Below are 15,723 nucleotides of genomic sequence, written 5' to 3' on the forward strand. Positions count from 1 at the left end.
CCGGTGTTGTCCGGCGCCGGGGTGGGTACGTAGCGTCGGCACGTTCACCCGTTCATGAGGGCATCCCACTGACATGACTTCCACCTCCGCCGCCCGTGGCCCGGGCCGGGCCGGTGCGGCACCGCCGCGGCCGGGACACGACGCTGCCGCCGACCCGTGGAAGGCCCTCTGGGCGATGCTGTTCGGGTTTTTCATGATCCTGGTCGACGCGACCATCGTCGCTGTCGCGAACCCGAGCATCATGGAACATCTGGGTGCCGGCTACGACGCGGTGATCTGGGTGACCAGCGCCTACCTGCTCGCCTATGCGGTCCCGCTGCTCGTCGCCGGGCGCCTCGGTGACCGGTTCGGGCCGAAGAACCTGTATCTGCTCGGGCTGGTCGTGTTCACCCTGGCGTCGCTGTGGTGCGGACTGGCCGGATCCATCGAGATGCTCATCGCGGCTCGGGTGGTGCAGGGCATCGGTGCCGCCCTGCTGACGCCGCAGACCCTCTCGACGATCACCCGCATCTTCCCGCCCGACCGGCGCGGGGTGGCGATGAGCGTGTGGGGCGCGACGGCCGGGGTTGCCACGCTGGTGGGACCGCTGGCCGGTGGGGTGCTCGTCGACCATCTCGGGTGGCAGTGGATCTTCATCGTCAACGTGCCGATCGGCGTGCTGGGTCTGGTGCTGGCCTGGCGGTATGTGCCCGCGCTGGCGACGTCGGTACAACGATTCGACCTGCTGGGTGTGGTGCTGTCCGGCATCGGGATGTTCCTGGTGGTCTTCGCACTGCAGGAGGGGCAGGCGCACGGCTGGGCGTGGTGGATCTGGGGGCTCATCGCCGCCGGTCTGCTCGTGTTCGCCGGCTTCGTCTACTGGCAGGCGGTCAATCCCGGCGAACCGCTGATCCCGCTGCGGATCTTCGCCGACCGTAACTTCTCGCTGTCGAATCTCGGCATCGCCACCATCGGCTTCGTGGTGACGGGCATGATCCTGCCGGTCATGTTCTACGCCCAGGCCGTCTGTGGGCTCACCCCCACCGAGGCCGCGCTGCTGACCGCTCCGATGGCCATCGCGTCGGGAGTGTTGGCGCCGTTCGTCGGGCGGCTGGTCGACCGGGTGCACCCGACCCCGATCGTCGGCTCCGGGTTCTCGGCGTTGGCGATCGCCCTGACCTGGCTGTCGATCGAGATGCAGCCCGACACGCCGATCTGGCGGCTGGTCCTGCCGTTCCTCGTGATGGGCACCGGCATGGCGTTCATCTGGTCACCGCTGGCCGCCACCGCCACCCGCGGCCTGGCGCCGCACCTGGCGGGCGCCGGGTCGGGTGTCTACAACGCGACGCGACAGGTCGGTTCGGTGCTGGGCAGCGCCGGGATGGCCGCGTTCATGACTTCGCGGATCAGCGCCGAGCTGCCTGCCGGGCCCGGCGGCGCACCGCAGGGGGAGGGCGCGGTGGCCGCACTGCCGCAATTCCTGCACGAGCCGTTCGCCGCGGCGATGTCGCAGTCACTGCTCCTGCCGGCCTTCGCCGCCCTCTTCGGGATCGTGGCAGCGATCTTCCTGCTCGGGTTCCGCGACGCCCCGGCGGGACGGCCACCGGCAACCCCGGCGCGCAGCGACGTCTCGGAGGACGTACCCGACGAGATCTCCGAGGACATCCCCGACGACGATGAGTATCTGGAGTACACCATCGCCTGGGACGATCCGTCGGATACCGATGCGCCCGTCGACAGCGTGACCGAGCCGCTCACCACCGTCGCGCCCGAGCGCGCCGAGGCGCCGGCGGCCGAGGACCCGTGGCGCCGCGTCCTGGACGAACTGCTGCCCGAAGTGTCACCGCGCCCCGACCCCGAACCGGTCGCGTTCACCCACAACGGGTTCGATGCGGAGCAGCCGCGTCCCGCCGGCAGGCATGCGTTGCGCGACCGGGACGATCTTCCGGCAACCGGCCGGCACGCGCGGCCCTAATCCGCGTCGCCGGTCAGCGCCAGAAACGCTCCCAGCTCGACGAGAGCCTTCGGCGTCGACGGCAGATACTCGGTCAGCGCGGACGATCGCACGATCACCGCTGCGAACTTGGCGCGGCTGATCGCCACGTTGAGCCGATTCCGGTTGAGCAGGAACGACATCCCTCGCGCAACGTCATCACTCGACGAGGCCGCCATCGAGATGAACACCACCGGAGCCTGCTGTCCCTGGAATTTGTCCACCGTGCCGGCCCGCACCTGGGTCAGATCCGCCGCGTCGAGTTGCTGGCGCAGCATCAGCACCTGGGCGTTGTAGGGCGTCACCACCAGCACATCGGTCTGCGTCAGCGGCCTGGTGCCGTTCTCGTCGGTCCAGGTGCGGCCCAGCATGGTGACGATCTCGGCGACGATCTCGGCGGCCTCCTCGGGGCTGTCGGTGGCGTTGCCGTCATGGCGCACCGCAAGCGTCCGCACGCCGGGTGCGACACCGTCGAGAACCCTTGCCGCGGTGATGGATTCCACACTGTGCAGTCGGCGGTCATAGGACAGCCGCGATACCGGGGCGCACACCGCAGGATGCATCCGGTAGGTCTGTTCGAGGAAGTAGCCGCGTTCGGCGGGCAGCGTGTTCTGACCGGCCGGACCGTCTGCGACGAGCCAGCCCAGCGCCGATTCGTCGACCGATTCCGGATGGATCCCCTGGCTGACCTGTGGCAGCTGCTGCGGATCGCCGAGCAACAGCAGATTGCGCGTCGCACGCGCCACCGCGAGGGTGTCGGCCAGGCTGAACTGGCCGGCTTCCTCGACGACCAGCAGATCCAACGCGGCCGGCGGCAGCCGGGTCTCGTTGGCGAAATCCCATGCGGTGCCGCCGATCACGCAGCCCGCGGTGTCGGCGATGAAGGCCGGGTACGCCGATCCGTCGATCCGCTGCCAGTCGCCCTCGCCGCCACCGGGTTTCTTGGCCACCCGTTCGGGTGCCACCCCGGCGGCGATGACGTCGGCGAACAGATTCTCGACCACCGCGTGGGACTGCGCCACCACACCGACCCGCCAGCGGTGATCGTTGACGAGGGCGGAGAGGACACGTGCGGCGGTGTGCGTCTTGCCGGTCCCGGGCGGACCGTGGACAGCGAGGTAGGACGAATCCAGGTCGAGCAGGGCGGCGGTGATGTCGGCGCCGATGTCGCCGGTGCGGGGGAGAGCATTGCCGCCGCGGGTCCGCGGGGGCCGGCGGAGCAGGAGATCGACGACCGGCGTGGCCGGAAGGCGGGGGAGTCCGGCGGCGATCTGGGCAGCGGTCGCGTCGATCGACTCACGCTGCTTGGGGGTGGGGATGGGTGGACCGGGGGTCAGCGCGAACGGCAGCTGGTCGAAGATCTCGCCGCCCTTGGGCTGCTTCTCGATGATGTCGACGGCCGACGGGATATCGGGATCGTCGCAGCCGACCACCTCGACCTGACCGTAGCCACGGCGGTCCGGGTCGTCGGCCAGACCGGCCGGCGCGGGGGGATCGTAGATCGCGTACATGTCCCGGCTCAGCTCCCCGGCGGCGATCTCACCGAACAGCCGGACCTGTCGGCGCGGTTTGCGGGCCCGCGGAGGCTGATGCCAGTCTTCGACGACCTCTGCCCGATCGGCGACGAAAACGTCCGGGTGGTCGCACCATTCGTCGACCGGGCTGTTGAGCCGGTCGAAATGTGACCACCAGAACGGCTTGTCCTCACGGCGGTGGAATCCGCGGGCCGCGGCGATCATGGCCACAGCGGTCTGCTCGGGGCTGCGGGCGGCGGGATCGTCGCCGGCGAATTTCGCCAGCGTGCGGGCGACCGCGTCATCGTCGGCCACCCGCGCACCGCCCTCGACCGGTTGCGGGCCCATCGGCGGCACCGCATTCTCGATCGCCAGCGTGACCAGCCAGTCGCGCAGCCGGCGGGTGGACGTGCAGTCGTAGTGGTTGTAGTCCTCGATCTCCTTGAGCACGGTGGCCGCGTCCTCGCCCCGGCCCCGGGCCTGCAGCTCGCAGAACCGCGCGTATTCGGTGATCGAGTCGGCGGCGTTGGTGACGTCACCGTCGCGCAGCTGCGTGCCCATGTAGAGCGGTTCGAGCGACTTGATGCTGTAGTTCTCGGTGCCCACCCGCACGCTCTTGCGCACCAGGGGGAACAGGTCCACCAGAACACCGGACCGCAGCAGCTCGTCCACCTCGTCCTCACCGGTGCCGTGGCGGCCCGCCAGCCGGAGCAGGGCCGTCTTCTCGTACGGTGCGTAGTGGTAGACGTGCATCTTCGGATATCGCTTGCGCCGCTTACGAACCAGATCGAGGAACGCCCGCAGCGCGGCTTTCTCCGCACCCCGGTCGTGCGCCCACAGCGGGGTGAAATCGCCGGTCATGTCCAGGACACCGAACAGGTACTCCAGCCCCCAGTCGCGTCCGTCGCCGGTCCACAGCGGGTCACCCTCGAAATCGAAGAACAGGTCTCCTCGGTCGGGGTCGGGCAGCACCATCAGCGGCTGGGCGTCGACCACCTCGTAGGGCGGTTTGCCGTCCACCCGCGGCGCGGTCTGCAGCGCCGCCTGCGCTGCGAGGGTCCGCACCGTGCGCGGAGCGAGTCCGTCGACCGGGCCGCGGTGTGCGGCCAGTGCGGTGGTCGTGGTGATCCCGGCTTCGATGAACCGGGCGCGCTGGCTGACCCGCATCCCGGCCACGAGCAACAGATCGTCGGACCCGCGGACCTGCTCGGCGCATTCCGGGCAGCGAAAGCACGCCCGTACGTCGTCGGCCCAGCTGACCGCCCGCTGTCCGGCATGGTGGTCGTCGAGCAGCCGTTGCAGTGCGGTGCGACGGGCGCGGTACACCGGAACGATCTCGTCGAGCCGGTACCGGCTCGACCGTCGGTCACCGAGCACGAGCTCTGCTTCCGGCGCCACCGGCACCCCGGAGGCGCTCAGCGCGTCGGCGTAGGCGGCGAGCTGCAGCAGCGCCTCGACCTTGGCCGAACGGGCCAGCTTGGTGTCGGCGACGCGATACCCCTGGTCGGTCCGGATGAGGAAGTCGGCGAAGCCGGCGAAGCGGCCGTCGAACATGGCCGCCTGGTAGATCACCGGCGAGCCGGCCGCGACGGCATGCCGGGTCTGCGCGGCGGCCGCTCGCAGTCCGGCGTCGGTGTAGTGCGGGCGGCCGATGACGGTGATGTCGTCGCCGAACTCGGCCTGCAGATCCCCCAGGGTGCGGCGTTCGTGGTCATCACCCAGGGCGGCGGTGCGGTCGAGCAGATCGTCGCCGACCACGCGGCGCGGACCGCGCCCGAGCTTCGCGTCGAAGGCCCGCAACAGCGCGTACTCGCAGCGTGCCGCCGCCGCGAGATCCGAAGCGCTGTAGACGATGACGCCGCCATCGGTGACGAACACGCCTGCCACTGTAGGGCAGGACGCCGACAGCTCAGCCGGTGTTGCCGATCAGTTCCACGCCGTTGCCGTTCCACCGGAACCGCACCACGCTGGCCAGACCGGCGACGTCGCCGGAGTACTTCAAAGCGACGGTGTCGCCGGTGGTGTTGGTGTTGTCGATGCCGTTGAAGCCGTAGGTGTCCGGGACTCCGGTGGGGATGAACTTGCCCAGGTGGAACATCACCGCCCTGGTACTGCGATTGTCGGCGTTGGAGTTCGCGCGCACGATCACCGCGGACAGCTGGGCGCAGGCGTTGTAGTTGCCTGCGATGGGCTCCGGACTCCACCCCTGTTCGCTGCGCGGATCGCGGGGCAACGCCGAGACGGCCTTGGCGATCTCCGGGGCGGCCAGGTTGACCGCACACGGATCCGAGGCCGGGGCGGCCGTCGGCGGCGGGCCCACGGTCGGCGCCGGGGGCGGTGTGGGCACGGCGCTGGTGGTCTGCACCGGAGCGGTCGCCTCAGGCGTCTTGGACACCGTCGAGTCACCGGAACCGCAGCCCGCCAGCGTCACTGTGGCGGTCAGCAGAAGGGCTCCCGTCGTCGACGCCATGACCAACCGCTTCACAACAGCGCACCGTACCGGCATCGCCGGCCGGCACCGGAAAGGCGCGCTGGGCGTCGGCGGGGCGATCACGCACTAGACTCGAAGCGCTATGACCTCGCCAGAACCGGTCGAACCCGGCGCCGATCCCACGTTCGCTGACCTGCATATTCACCCGGACGTGCTGCGTGCCGTCACCGATGTGGGGTATGAGTCGCCGTCGGCGATCCAGGCCGCCACGATTCCGGCGATGCTCGCCGGTTCCGATGTCGTCGGCCTCGCCCAGACCGGCACCGGTAAGACCGCGGCCTTCGCCATCCCCATTCTGTCCAAGATCGACACCGGTAGCCGCACCACCCAGGCGTTGGTGCTGGCGCCCACCCGCGAGCTGGCCCTGCAGGTCGCCGAGGCATTCGGTCGCTACGGCGCCCACCTGAACGTGAACGTGCTGCCGGTCTACGGCGGATCCTCCTACGGTCCGCAGCTGGCCGGCCTCAAACGCGGCGCACAGGTCGTGGTCGGTACGCCGGGCCGGGTCATCGACCACCTGGACAAGGGCAGTCTGGACCTCTCGCATCTGGACTACATGGTGCTCGACGAGGCCGACGAGATGCTGCAGATGGGGTTCGCCGAGGACGTCGAGCGCATCCTGGCCGACACCCCGGAGTACAAGCAGGTCGCGCTGTTCTCGGCGACGATGCCGCCGGCGATCAAAAAAATTACGGCCAAGTATCTGCACGACCCGGTCGAGGTCACGGTCAAGGCGAAGACCCAGACCGCCGAGAACATCACGCAGCGCTATCTGCAGGTGTCCTACCCGCGCAAGATGGATGCGCTGACCCGGCTGCTGGAGACCGAGCAGGGCGACGCGATGATCGTCTTCGTCCGCACCAAGCAGGCCACCGAGGAGGTCGCCGAGAAGCTGCGGGCCCGTGGGTTCGCCGCGGCGGCCATCAACGGCGACATCCCGCAGGCGGTGCGTGAGCGGACGATCTCCCAGCTCAAGGACGGCACGATCGACATTCTCGTCGCCACCGATGTCGCCGCCCGGGGACTGGATGTCGAGCGCATCTCGCACGTCGTCAACTACGACATCCCGCACGACCCGGAGTCCTACGTGCACCGCATCGGGCGCACCGGCCGGGCCGGACGGTCGGGCACCGCGCTGCTGTTCGTCACCCCGCGCGAGCGCCATCTGCTCAACTCGATCGAACGGGTCACCCGCCAGAAACTGGTGGAGATCCAGCTGCCATCGGTCGACGACGTCAACGCCCAGCGGGTGGAGAAGTTCCGCGATTCGATCAGCGAAGCGCTCAACGCTCCCGGCATCGAGCTGTTCCGCCGGCTCATCGAGGACTTCGAGCGCGACAACAACGTGCCGCTGGCCGACATCGCGGCGGCGCTGGCGGTGCAATCGCGCAACGGTGAAGCGTTCCTGATGACCGAGCCGCCCCCGGAGAAGCGCCGCGAGCGTCCCGCCCGCGAGGACGGCGGCCCACGCAAGCCCCGGGAACGGACCGCCCGGACGGATCTGGCCACCTACCGCATCGCCGTCGGCAAGCGGCACAAGGTGATGCCCGGGGCTATCGTCGGCGCGATCGCCAATGAGGGTGGGCTCAACCGTAGCGACTTCGGGCACATCTCGATCAAGATGGATCATTCCCTGGTGGAGCTTCCGGCGAAGCTGCCGCCGGACACCCTCAAGAAGCTCGAACGCACCCGCATCCAGGGTCAGCTGATCCACCTGGAGCCGGACCGTGGGCCCAAGGCGCGCCACAAGAACAAGTGACGTGACCGCATCCCGGGGCGTCCGGCACACCGGACCGGCGGGTGTGGATCAGGGCGGACTGGAGTCGGTCTCCACCGTCGACCGGGTCGCCTCGCTGACCGGGGTGCGCGCGGTGGCGGCCCTGCTCGTGGTGCTCACCCACGCGGCCTACACCACGGGTGGATACGCGCAGGGTTTCGCCGGTCTGGTGTATTCCCGGATGGAGATCGGCGTGCCGATCTTCTTCGTCTTGTCCGGGTTCCTACTCTTCCGGCCGTGGGTGCAGGCCGCTGCCGTGTCGGATTGTCGTCGGCGGCCCGACTCCGAAGGCGCCACGGCGCCGTCGGTGCGCCGCTACGCCTGGCACCGGGTGCGCCGCATCATGCCGGCCTATGTCGTCACGGTCCTCGCGGCCTACCTCGTCTACCACTTCCGTACGGCGGGGCCCAATCCCGGGCACACCTGGGAGGGCCTGTTCCGCAACCTCACGCTGACCCAGATCTACACCGACAACTACCTGTACTCGTTCCTGCATCAGGGCCTGACGCAGATGTGGAGTCTGGCGGTCGAGGCCGCGTACTACGTCGTCCTGCCGTTGCTGGCCTACCTGCTGTTGGTGCTGCTGTGTCGGCGACGCTGGCGGCCGGGGGTGCTGCTGGCGGGGTTGGCGGGTTTGGCCGCGATCTCGCCGCTGTGGCTGTGGCTGGTGCACTCGGTGGACTGGCTGCCCGACGGCGCGCGGCTGTGGTTACCGACGTATCTGGTGTGGTTCCTCGGCGGGATGCTGCTCGCGGTACTGCAGGCCATGGGGGTGCGCGTCTACGCACTGGTGTGCATCCCGCTGGCGGTGGTCTGTTACCTGATCGCATCGACACCGATCGCCGGGGCGCCGACAACCTCACCGGCCGGGCTGGGGGAGGCGCTGGCGAAGACGGCCTTCTACGCGGTGATCGCGACGTTGGTGGTGGCGCCGTTGGCGCTCGGCGACCGCGGGCTCTATTCGCGGGTGCTCGCCAGCCGGCCGATGGTGTTCCTCGGTGAGATCTCCTACGAGATCTTCCTGATTCACCTGATCACCATGGAGGTGGCCATGGTCGAGATCCTGCGCTACCCGATCTACACGGGCTCGATGCTGGCGCTGTTCGCCGTGACGATGCTCATCACGCTTCCGCTGGCGTGGTTGCTGCACCGCTTCACCCGGGTGCGGGGCTAAAAATCAGTGCGCTGGCCGGCTGCACGGCGCCGCTAGGCTCGACGGGGGAGCAGCGTCATCGCTAGGGGGTTGGGTGAGTCATCCGGGTGAGCCGCTGAGAGCCGATCCCGTCGAGCTGCGTGCAACGGCGACCCGGGTGGAGGGGCATGCCGGTGAGTTCCGGTCGGCTCAGGATGCGGCGCGCTCACGAGCGGGTGAGGTCTCGTTGGGCTCCGGCGCGGCGGGGGCGGCTTTGGCAGGGTTGTCGGCGGCCTGGGAGGCCGAGACGGCGCGGTTCGAGGTGTCCGCCCGGAAGCATGCGCAGGGGCACCGGGAGGCAGCGGACGCGTATGAACGCACCGACGTCGAGGGTGCTGGGTGGATTGGCGAAGCGGGTCTGAACGCCGGGGGCTGACGGCGTGGCGTTGAGCATCGGGGAGCTCAAGGGGTGGGCTCCGGAGATCGAGGACCTGGTCACGGCAACTCGCGGGTCGGCAGCCAGCCACGGCGGGGCCGCTGAGTTCTATCGGTCTTTGACCACGGTGTCGGCATGGCAGGGTCACGGTGCCGAGGCCGCGCGCACCGCAATGGAAGCCACTGCGAGCGACCATGATTCGGTGGCTGACCGGCTGGCAACCGCGGCCGGAGCCATGGATGGGGTTGCGCAGGAGGCCGAGGCGCTCGCCGAGACCATCAAGCGGATCCTCGATGATGCCGCCGCCGCGCCGGCGGTGACCGTTGATGAGTCGACGAACGCGGTGATTCCTCCGGACACCAGTTTCATGACCGAGGAGTACGCCGCTCAGGTCGCGGCCAAGGTCACTGATCTGCGGGGGCGGATCGCCGCTGCGGTGGCTGACGGGCAGCGCCTGGATGCGGACCTGGCCCAGGCGATTAGCACGGCTGCCGGGACGGCGCAGTCCGGTGGTCATGCCCCGGGTCCGGCAGATCTGGACGACGCGCTGGGTCAGCTCGCCGGAACTGGTCAGCCGATCCGCCCGACTGACCCGCGTGCCGCGGCCTCGTCGGCGCCGATCCCGCTGGATCCGGCGAAGGTCGATGAGTTCAAGAACCTGGCCCGCGGGGTGCTCGCACGCGAGGGTGTGGCGCCCGACCAGATCGAAGCGCGTCTGGACGCCATGGTTGCCGCCGCGCAACGGCCGCTGCCCGCCTACACGCCGCCCGCACCGGCAAAGATGCCGGCGCCCGGATTCGGTGAGGGGTTCGGTGACCGTTGGCGGGCGACCGAACAGGGCATCAAAGAGCTGATCGGGCAGGGCGGCCCGGGAGCACCCGGCGTCCTGGAGGCGTGGCGCGATCTCGCCAAGAGCACCAACGACCAACTCACCAATCCGGTCAGCGCCGCCGTCGACGAGGTCCAACACGCCCTGAACTCACCCAGCGCCGCCTACTATCTGGGCGAGAAATCCGCCGATGCGGCGGCCGCCGCACCCGGGGTGGTCTTCGGCGGTGAAGGCGCCCTCGTCGCCCGAGCCGGAGCCCTCGACGACCTGGCCGGCGCGGGCGCGATCCCGCACGACGTCCTCCACGGCCCCGCACACTCAGGCACCGCAGATCACCCTCTGCAGCTGCCAGACCACCAGGGCCCGGTCCATGACGTACCGACACACAGCCACGGTCCGGCGCCCATAGCAGACGGGCCACCGCCGGCCCTTCCGGCAGACTCTCCGCTCTTCGACGGATACGACCCCATACCGCCGGGCCCGGAGTTCACCAATCCGGACGGCGGTCTTATCTACCCGGATGACAGTTCGCCGGAGAAGCCCTACGCGATACCCGGCACGGTCATCGATCACGTCGAACTGCCGCGAGGCACCGAACTCGGTCGGTTCGGCTACCCGGGCGGCACGTACCTAGCTCCGGAGGGCACACCCTTCGCCGGGTTGTCGCTGCCTCCGGACAGCGCCATGAAGCCATACTTCGGTTATGTCGTCGACAATCCCGCGAACCTCCCACCGGGCTGGCGCGTGGAACAGTCGATAGCAGCCCCTTGGTTCCACCAGCCGGGAGGCGGCACGCAATATCGAATTATCGCCCCCGACGGGGTTAGGGCATCTGCGCAGGTGCTTGTCGACTGGGGATTCCTGAGAGAGGTCCGACGATGACGGTTGATCATTCCCGGCTGCTGGCGAACTGGCGGAAGTGGACCGACCTGGCCGGCATGACCCGTGTGTCAGCGTCGCTTGGTGAAAACCAGGTTGCCTTCACGTCCGACGATCAGTCTTTCTTCTTAAGGCGGCACTCTGGGTGGTGGGTGGTCGACGAGATGGACGACCGCGGCAAACTCTATGAAGCAACTGCGAAGCTCTCGACCTATGAACTGGCGGAGAAATACCTGATCTGGAATTGGGCATCTGTAACGCGTAGCGCAATCGGTTCCACTCCTTTGGGCGTCCGGCTTCACCGGGCTGGGGTTGCGCCATACGTGGACGTCTTGCCGACAGACCGGTATTACTTCGTTCGACTGCAAGCCTCGGTCGGAGACGCAATCTTGCCTGTGTCGAGCTCAACAGTGTTCAGCCACGTCATGCTGATGCCGGTAGATGATCTCGAGAAGCTGGTCAGCAGCGACATCGCGTAGGTTAAGGGTGGCCTGGTGGTTCTGCCGCGGTCGATAGCGCAGGTTTTCAGTCACCTGATGGAAGTAGACGTCGCCGAGGTTGAGTGAATGGTCACTGAAAGTCGTGGAAGTCCGGTGAACCGTGACTAAGAAATTCGTATCCGACGTCCAATCCGTAATCGGCCCACTCATGACTGATCTCGGTTTTGTCTTGGACGGTGTGGATGACAGCGTCGATGAGGGAGGTAGGACGGGTGCGGTAGTTTTCTACCGAAGGTGGGACTGCAAACTTCAGATCTACTGGTCCGCCCGTGAGTTCGAGATCAACGTGATGATCGCACCTGGGTGGGCGCCGAATGAGCACGGCCTTTACGACAGATCTGCGAAGTGGCATTACCTCACTGAATTCGTGCCTAGACCCGACGTACCCCTTGAGCAGCTTGTGAAGATGCTCAGAGCTGACCGAGCGAATTTCGAGTCCGATACGACGTGGCTCATGTGGTTGAAGGAACGAATTGCCGAGAACTTTGCGGCGGCTCACCTCGGAGTCTTACACATGTACGACTCTGAGTGACATCGACGTCTCGGCGGACATCGGCAAGCGGCATCGCAGATGGGATCACGGGCGCATTGACCCGCAGCGGCCCTCGTCGCGGACGCCGCACAGCGCCTTGAAATTAGGTTAAGCTGCCCTAACTTCTAGACGAAGGGTGTGGCACAGATGTCCGACAGAAAGCCGTCGCGCGGGTTCTCCGGCGCGGTGCTCAAGCTGATGCGCGCCGGCGACTACGAGATGACCGTCACCGGCAGACAAAAGATCGGGCCGTACTACCTGAGGTTGAGCTTCACCGCCGGCGGCATGCTCGCCGACAAGCCGTTGCACCCCACGCAGTGGATCCGGATGTGGTTCAACGACGGCGAGAAGCTGCATCAGCGCGGCTACACACTGGTCGACCCCGATCCGGTGGCCGACACCGTCGACATCGAGTTCGCGCTGCACGACGGTCCCGCCGCGCGCTGGGCGCAGGCCGCCCAGCCGGGGGACACCATCGAGGTCACGGTGCTGGGCAGCAACTTCGGTCTGCCTGATCCACGCCCGGCCGGTTACGTGATCGTCGGCGACACCGCCTCCCTGCCCGCCATCAACTCGCTGCTGGCCGCCATCGGCGACGCCCCCACCCGGATCTTCCTGGAGGCCCAGCACGAAGAGGACAAGCAGCTGCCGGTACTGCGCTCGGCCGATGTCCACTGGGTGGACCGCAAGAACAACGGCGAGGCGCTGATCGAAACGGTTGCGGCCGCTGCCTTCGACGCGGCTGACCACTTCGGCTGGGTCGCCTGCGACAACCGCACCACCAGGGCGGTGGCCAAGGTCCTCCGGGAGGACTACAAGATCCCGAAGAAGTCGATCAAGGCGCAGGGTTACTGGGAAGCCTGACCACCACCGGCGCGACGAAGTCCTCGAGCAGCGCACGCTCTTCGACGTCGTCGCGGCCGGGAAACATCAGCAGCGACGTCAGGACCCGCACGAGCCAACGCGCCTGACGGTCGACGGTCACCTCGTCCTCGACGCCCAGCGACCGCACGAATGCGCCGACCATCGCCCCCACCACATCGGACCGCTCGGCCAGTTCACCGCCGATCGGACGCGCCGTGGGCGCGAACCACGAAGACAGCGCCGGGTTTTCGCGCACGCTGCGCAAGGCGGTGAGCATGCCCTCGACCAGGCGTGCGGCCGGATCGGTGAGCGTGGCCACGCGCTCGGTGAGCACCCGGTAGAGCCGCTGCGCTTCGCGGTGCGCATACGCCGTCTGCAACGCTTCGCGGTTCTCGAAGTACCGGTACAGCGTCGCCCGTGAACATCCTGCGGCTCTGGCGATCTCGTTCATTCCGACGTCGGCGGCCTCCCGGCGGGTGAACAGATCCCCAGCGGCATCGAGGATCCGGTCGGCCGCGGCCTCGGTGCGCCGGTCAGCCAGCCAGCCGGCGGCCATCAGCTGCCGACCGTGAACGGCACCGACAACGGGCGCCGTACGTAACTGCCGCCGGCCCAGACGATGTGCCCCTCGTCCACCGTGAATTCGGGGCAGCGCGCGAGCAATTCGGTCAGCGCGACCCGCGATTGCATGCGGGCCGCGGCCGCTCCGAGGCAGAAGTGGGCGCCGTGGCTGAACGTCAGGATATTGCGGGGCCGTCGGTTCACGTCGAGTTCCCCGGCATCGGAACCGAATTCACGTTCGTCCCGGTTGGCCGAGCCGTACAGCAGCAGGACCTTGCGTCCGGCGGGGATCGTGCTGTCACCGATGGTGACGTCACGGGTGGCGGTGCGCGCCAGACCCTGCACCGGCGAGGTCAGTCGCAGGAATTCGTCGATGGCATCGGGGATGAGCTCGGGGCACTCGACCAGCAGGCGCCGCTGATCGGGGCGTTGATGCAGCAGTTGGGCGGTACCGCCGAGCATTCCGGTGGTGGTGTCGTTGCCGCCGGTAACCATCGTGAAGGTGAAAGCCAGCACCGACAGTGTCCCGGCCAGATCGCCGTCGGCGCCCACACCCGCGGCCACCAGATGCGAGATGGTGTCGTCGCCCGGCTCACGGCGGCGATATTCGATGAGCTCGGTGAAGTACCCCATCATCGCGCCGATGGCGTCACCGGCGTCGGTGATCCCGCCGCCCTCGGTGCTCGCGGCCATGATCGCCTCGGTCCAGTGGTCGAACTGCACCCGATCCGCCTCAGGCACCCCGAGATAATGGGCGACCACCATTGACGGCAGCGGTTTGAAGAGTTCGGCGACGATGTCACCTCCGCCGTTCGCGCGCAACCCCTCGATGCGCTCGACGACGAAGGCGCGCACCGCCGGTTCGACCGCCTCGACCTGCCGCGGCGTGAAACCCCGGGAGACCAGCTTGCGAAACGCGGTGTGCGTCGGGGGATCCTGCATGACGAACGGCGGATTGTCGGCCAGGCCGATCAGTTCGAGTTCGCCGTAGTTGACGGTCAGACCCTGCGCCGAGGAGAACGTCTCGTGGTCGCGGGCGGCTCGCCAGACGTCGGCGTGTCGAGAGAGCACGTAGTAGTCCAGGTGCGGGGCGTCCGGAGGTATGACGCGGTGCACCGGATCGTGGTCGCGCAACGCCGCATACATCGACCACGGAGCCGCCCAGGTCCGCGCCGAGGCCAGCTCGAAACGGGGCACCTCGTGAGACAGACGCGTCGTCATGTCTCATGCATACGACATTGGAAGCCTAAGTGTCAACCACCTGGCGACCCTCGACCATCAGTGCCACGAGGTCGAACACCACCGTCGCCGCGGCGATCGAGGTGATCTCGGCGTGGTCATAGGCCGGCGCGACCTCGACGACATCCGCACCGACCAGGTTCAGGCCGGTGAGGCGCCGCAGCATTCGCAACAGTTCCCGCGCGGTCAGCCCGCCGGACTCGGGTGTGCCGGTGCCGGGGGCGAAGGCGGGGTCCAGCACGTCGATGTCGACGGACAGATACACCGGTTCGTCGCCCACCCGCCGCCGGATGACGTCGACGGCCGCGTCGATGCCCATGACGTCGAGGTCACCGGCGCGGATGATGCGGAACCCCATCGTGGCGTCGTCGTCGAGGTCGGCGCGGTCGTAGATCGGTCCGCGGATCCCGATGTGGATCGAGTGGTCCTCCACCAACAGACCCTCCTCGAATGCCCGCCGGAAGATGGTGCCGTGGGTGACCGGGGCGTTGAAATAGGTGTCCCAGGTGTCCAGATGGGCGTCGAAGTGCACCAGGGCGACCGGTCCGTGCACCGCGTGCAGCGCCCGCAGGTTGGGCAGCGCGATGGTGTGGTCCCCGCCGATGGAGACAATGCGGCGGTGGCCGCCCTCGCCCAGCACGTCGGCGGCGTGGCGCTGGATCTGGCGGCACGCCTCGTCGATGTCGAACGGGGTGACGGTGACGTCGCCGGCATCGACGACCTGCACCACCTCCAGCGGTGCGACGCCGAGTTCGACGTGGTAGCCCGGCCGCAAGGTGCGGGCGGCCTGCCGGACCGCCATCGGCCCGAACCGGGCTCCCGGCCGGTAAGAGGTGCCCCCGTCGAAGGGCACCCCGAGGATCGCCACGTCGTAATCGCCGACCTCGTGGACGTCGGCGATCCGGGCGAAGGTCCCCTTTCCGGCGTAGCGCGGCACCTCGACGGCGGGCACCGCACCGATCGGCCCAGCATCACTCATCGCGCAGTCTCCCCGTTC

At 68.2% G+C, this 15,723-nt stretch carries 13 protein-coding genes; 8 read left to right on the forward strand and 5 right to left on the reverse strand.

The genetic code is table 11. The annotated features are described in order from the left end of the window. Window positions 1-73 precede the first annotated feature (73 nt). Window positions 74-1,954, forward strand: coding sequence for a DHA2 family efflux MFS transporter permease subunit (locus ACN27E_RS24955; RefSeq protein ID WP_422745622.1), 1,881 nt, complete (start codon window positions 74-76; stop codon window positions 1,952-1,954). Here the strand turns inward: ACN27E_RS24955 and ACN27E_RS24960 are convergent. Together ACN27E_RS24960 and ACN27E_RS24965 are read right to left on the reverse strand one after the other, a co-directional pair. Beyond that, entirely contained in the window at window positions 1,951-5,364 is a 3,414-nt protein-coding gene (locus ACN27E_RS24960; protein ID WP_422745624.1) for a TM0106 family RecB-like putative nuclease, read from the reverse strand. The genes ACN27E_RS24955 and ACN27E_RS24960 overlap by 4 nt on opposite strands. Window positions 5,365-5,395: 31 nt before the next feature. Continuing rightward, window positions 5,396-5,992 carry an LppP/LprE family lipoprotein gene (locus ACN27E_RS24965; RefSeq protein WP_422745626.1) on the reverse strand — a complete coding sequence of 199 codons (597 nt, stop codon included), beginning with the start codon at window positions 5,990-5,992 and terminating at the stop codon, window positions 5,396-5,398. A gap of 67 nt (window positions 5,993-6,059) precedes the next feature. Between ACN27E_RS24965 and ACN27E_RS24970 the strand changes: the two genes are divergently transcribed. The 7 genes from ACN27E_RS24970 (at window position 6,060) to ACN27E_RS25000 (ending at window position 12,926) form a co-directional block, all read left to right on the forward strand. Continuing rightward, on the forward strand, window positions 6,060-7,736 hold the full coding sequence (locus ACN27E_RS24970) for a DEAD/DEAH box helicase (protein WP_422745628.1): 1,677 nt from the start codon (window positions 6,060-6,062) through the stop codon (window positions 7,734-7,736). 43 nt (window positions 7,737-7,779) lie between these two features. Further along, on the forward strand, window positions 7,780-8,928 hold the full coding sequence (locus ACN27E_RS24975) for an acyltransferase family protein (RefSeq protein ID WP_422750106.1): 1,149 nt from the start codon (window positions 7,780-7,782) through the stop codon (window positions 8,926-8,928). A gap of 73 nt (window positions 8,929-9,001) precedes the next feature. Next, complete coding sequence (locus ACN27E_RS24980) at window positions 9,002-9,322, forward strand: WXG100 family type VII secretion target (protein ID WP_422745630.1); 321 nt, start codon at window positions 9,002-9,004, stop codon at window positions 9,320-9,322. Window positions 9,323-9,326: 4 nt separating this feature from the next. After that, complete coding sequence (locus ACN27E_RS24985; RefSeq protein ID WP_422745632.1) at window positions 9,327-11,033, forward strand: glycohydrolase toxin TNT-related protein; 1,707 nt, start codon at window positions 9,327-9,329, stop codon at window positions 11,031-11,033. Next, window positions 11,030-11,509 (forward strand): hypothetical protein, encoded by a 480-nt coding sequence (locus ACN27E_RS24990; RefSeq protein WP_422745634.1) that lies wholly within the window; start codon window positions 11,030-11,032, stop codon window positions 11,507-11,509. The genes ACN27E_RS24985 and ACN27E_RS24990 overlap by 4 nt, the downstream gene beginning before the upstream one ends. A gap of 121 nt (window positions 11,510-11,630) precedes the next feature. Further along, window positions 11,631-12,062: a hypothetical protein gene (locus ACN27E_RS24995; RefSeq protein WP_422745636.1), complete on the forward strand. Its 432-nt coding sequence runs from the start codon at window positions 11,631-11,633 to the stop codon at window positions 12,060-12,062. Window positions 12,063-12,209: 147 nt separating this feature from the next. Continuing rightward, window positions 12,210-12,926, forward strand: coding sequence for a siderophore-interacting protein (locus ACN27E_RS25000; RefSeq protein ID WP_422745637.1), 717 nt, complete (start codon window positions 12,210-12,212; stop codon window positions 12,924-12,926). Here the strand turns inward: ACN27E_RS25000 and ACN27E_RS25005 are convergent. Genes ACN27E_RS25005 through speB form a run of 3 tightly spaced genes read right to left on the reverse strand, consistent with a single transcriptional unit; the run spans window position 12,898 to window position 15,705 of the window. Beyond that, complete coding sequence (locus ACN27E_RS25005; protein WP_422745639.1) at window positions 12,898-13,482, reverse strand: TetR/AcrR family transcriptional regulator; 585 nt, start codon at window positions 13,480-13,482, stop codon at window positions 12,898-12,900. The genes ACN27E_RS25000 and ACN27E_RS25005 overlap by 29 nt on opposite strands. Next, window positions 13,482-14,708 carry a cytochrome P450 gene (locus ACN27E_RS25010; protein WP_422745641.1) on the reverse strand — a complete coding sequence of 409 codons (1,227 nt, stop codon included), beginning with the start codon at window positions 14,706-14,708 and terminating at the stop codon, window positions 13,482-13,484. Before ACN27E_RS25010 ends, ACN27E_RS25005 begins: the two co-directional genes overlap by 1 nt. 25 nt (window positions 14,709-14,733) lie before the next feature. Then, the gene (gene speB / locus ACN27E_RS25015; RefSeq protein ID WP_422745643.1) at window positions 14,734-15,705 is read right to left on the reverse strand and encodes an agmatinase; all 972 of its coding nucleotides are present in this window, start codon (window positions 15,703-15,705) and stop codon (window positions 14,734-14,736) included. Window positions 15,706-15,723: the final 18 nt, after the last annotated feature.

Origin of the sequence: Mycobacterium sp. WMMD1722 (genome assembly GCF_049315205.1) — a bacterium.
GTDB lineage: Bacteria > Actinomycetota > Actinomycetes > Mycobacteriales > Mycobacteriaceae > Mycobacterium.

Excerpts from the sequence above, each read along its gene's own strand:
- ACN27E_RS24955 (WP_422745622.1), top strand. The coding sequence starts at position 74 with ATGACTTCCACCTCCGCCGCCCGTGGCCCGGGCCGGGCCGGTGCGGCA.
- ACN27E_RS24965 (WP_422745626.1), bottom strand. The coding sequence starts at position 5,992 with ATGCCGGTACGGTGCGCTGTTGTGAAGCGGTTGGTCATGGCGTCGACG.
- ACN27E_RS24970 (WP_422745628.1), top strand. The coding sequence starts at position 6,060 with ATGACCTCGCCAGAACCGGTCGAACCCGGCGCCGATCCCACGTTCGCT.
- ACN27E_RS24990 (WP_422745634.1), top strand. The coding sequence starts at position 11,030 with ATGACGGTTGATCATTCCCGGCTGCTGGCGAACTGGCGGAAGTGGACC.
- ACN27E_RS25000 (WP_422745637.1), top strand. The coding sequence starts at position 12,210 with ATGTCCGACAGAAAGCCGTCGCGCGGGTTCTCCGGCGCGGTGCTCAAG.
- ACN27E_RS25005 (WP_422745639.1), bottom strand. The coding sequence starts at position 13,482 with ATGGCCGCCGGCTGGCTGGCTGACCGGCGCACCGAGGCCGCGGCCGAC.
- ACN27E_RS25010 (WP_422745641.1), bottom strand. The coding sequence starts at position 14,708 with ATGACGACGCGTCTGTCTCACGAGGTGCCCCGTTTCGAGCTGGCCTCG.
- speB (WP_422745643.1), bottom strand. The coding sequence starts at position 15,705 with ATGAGTGATGCTGGGCCGATCGGTGCGGTGCCCGCCGTCGAGGTGCCG.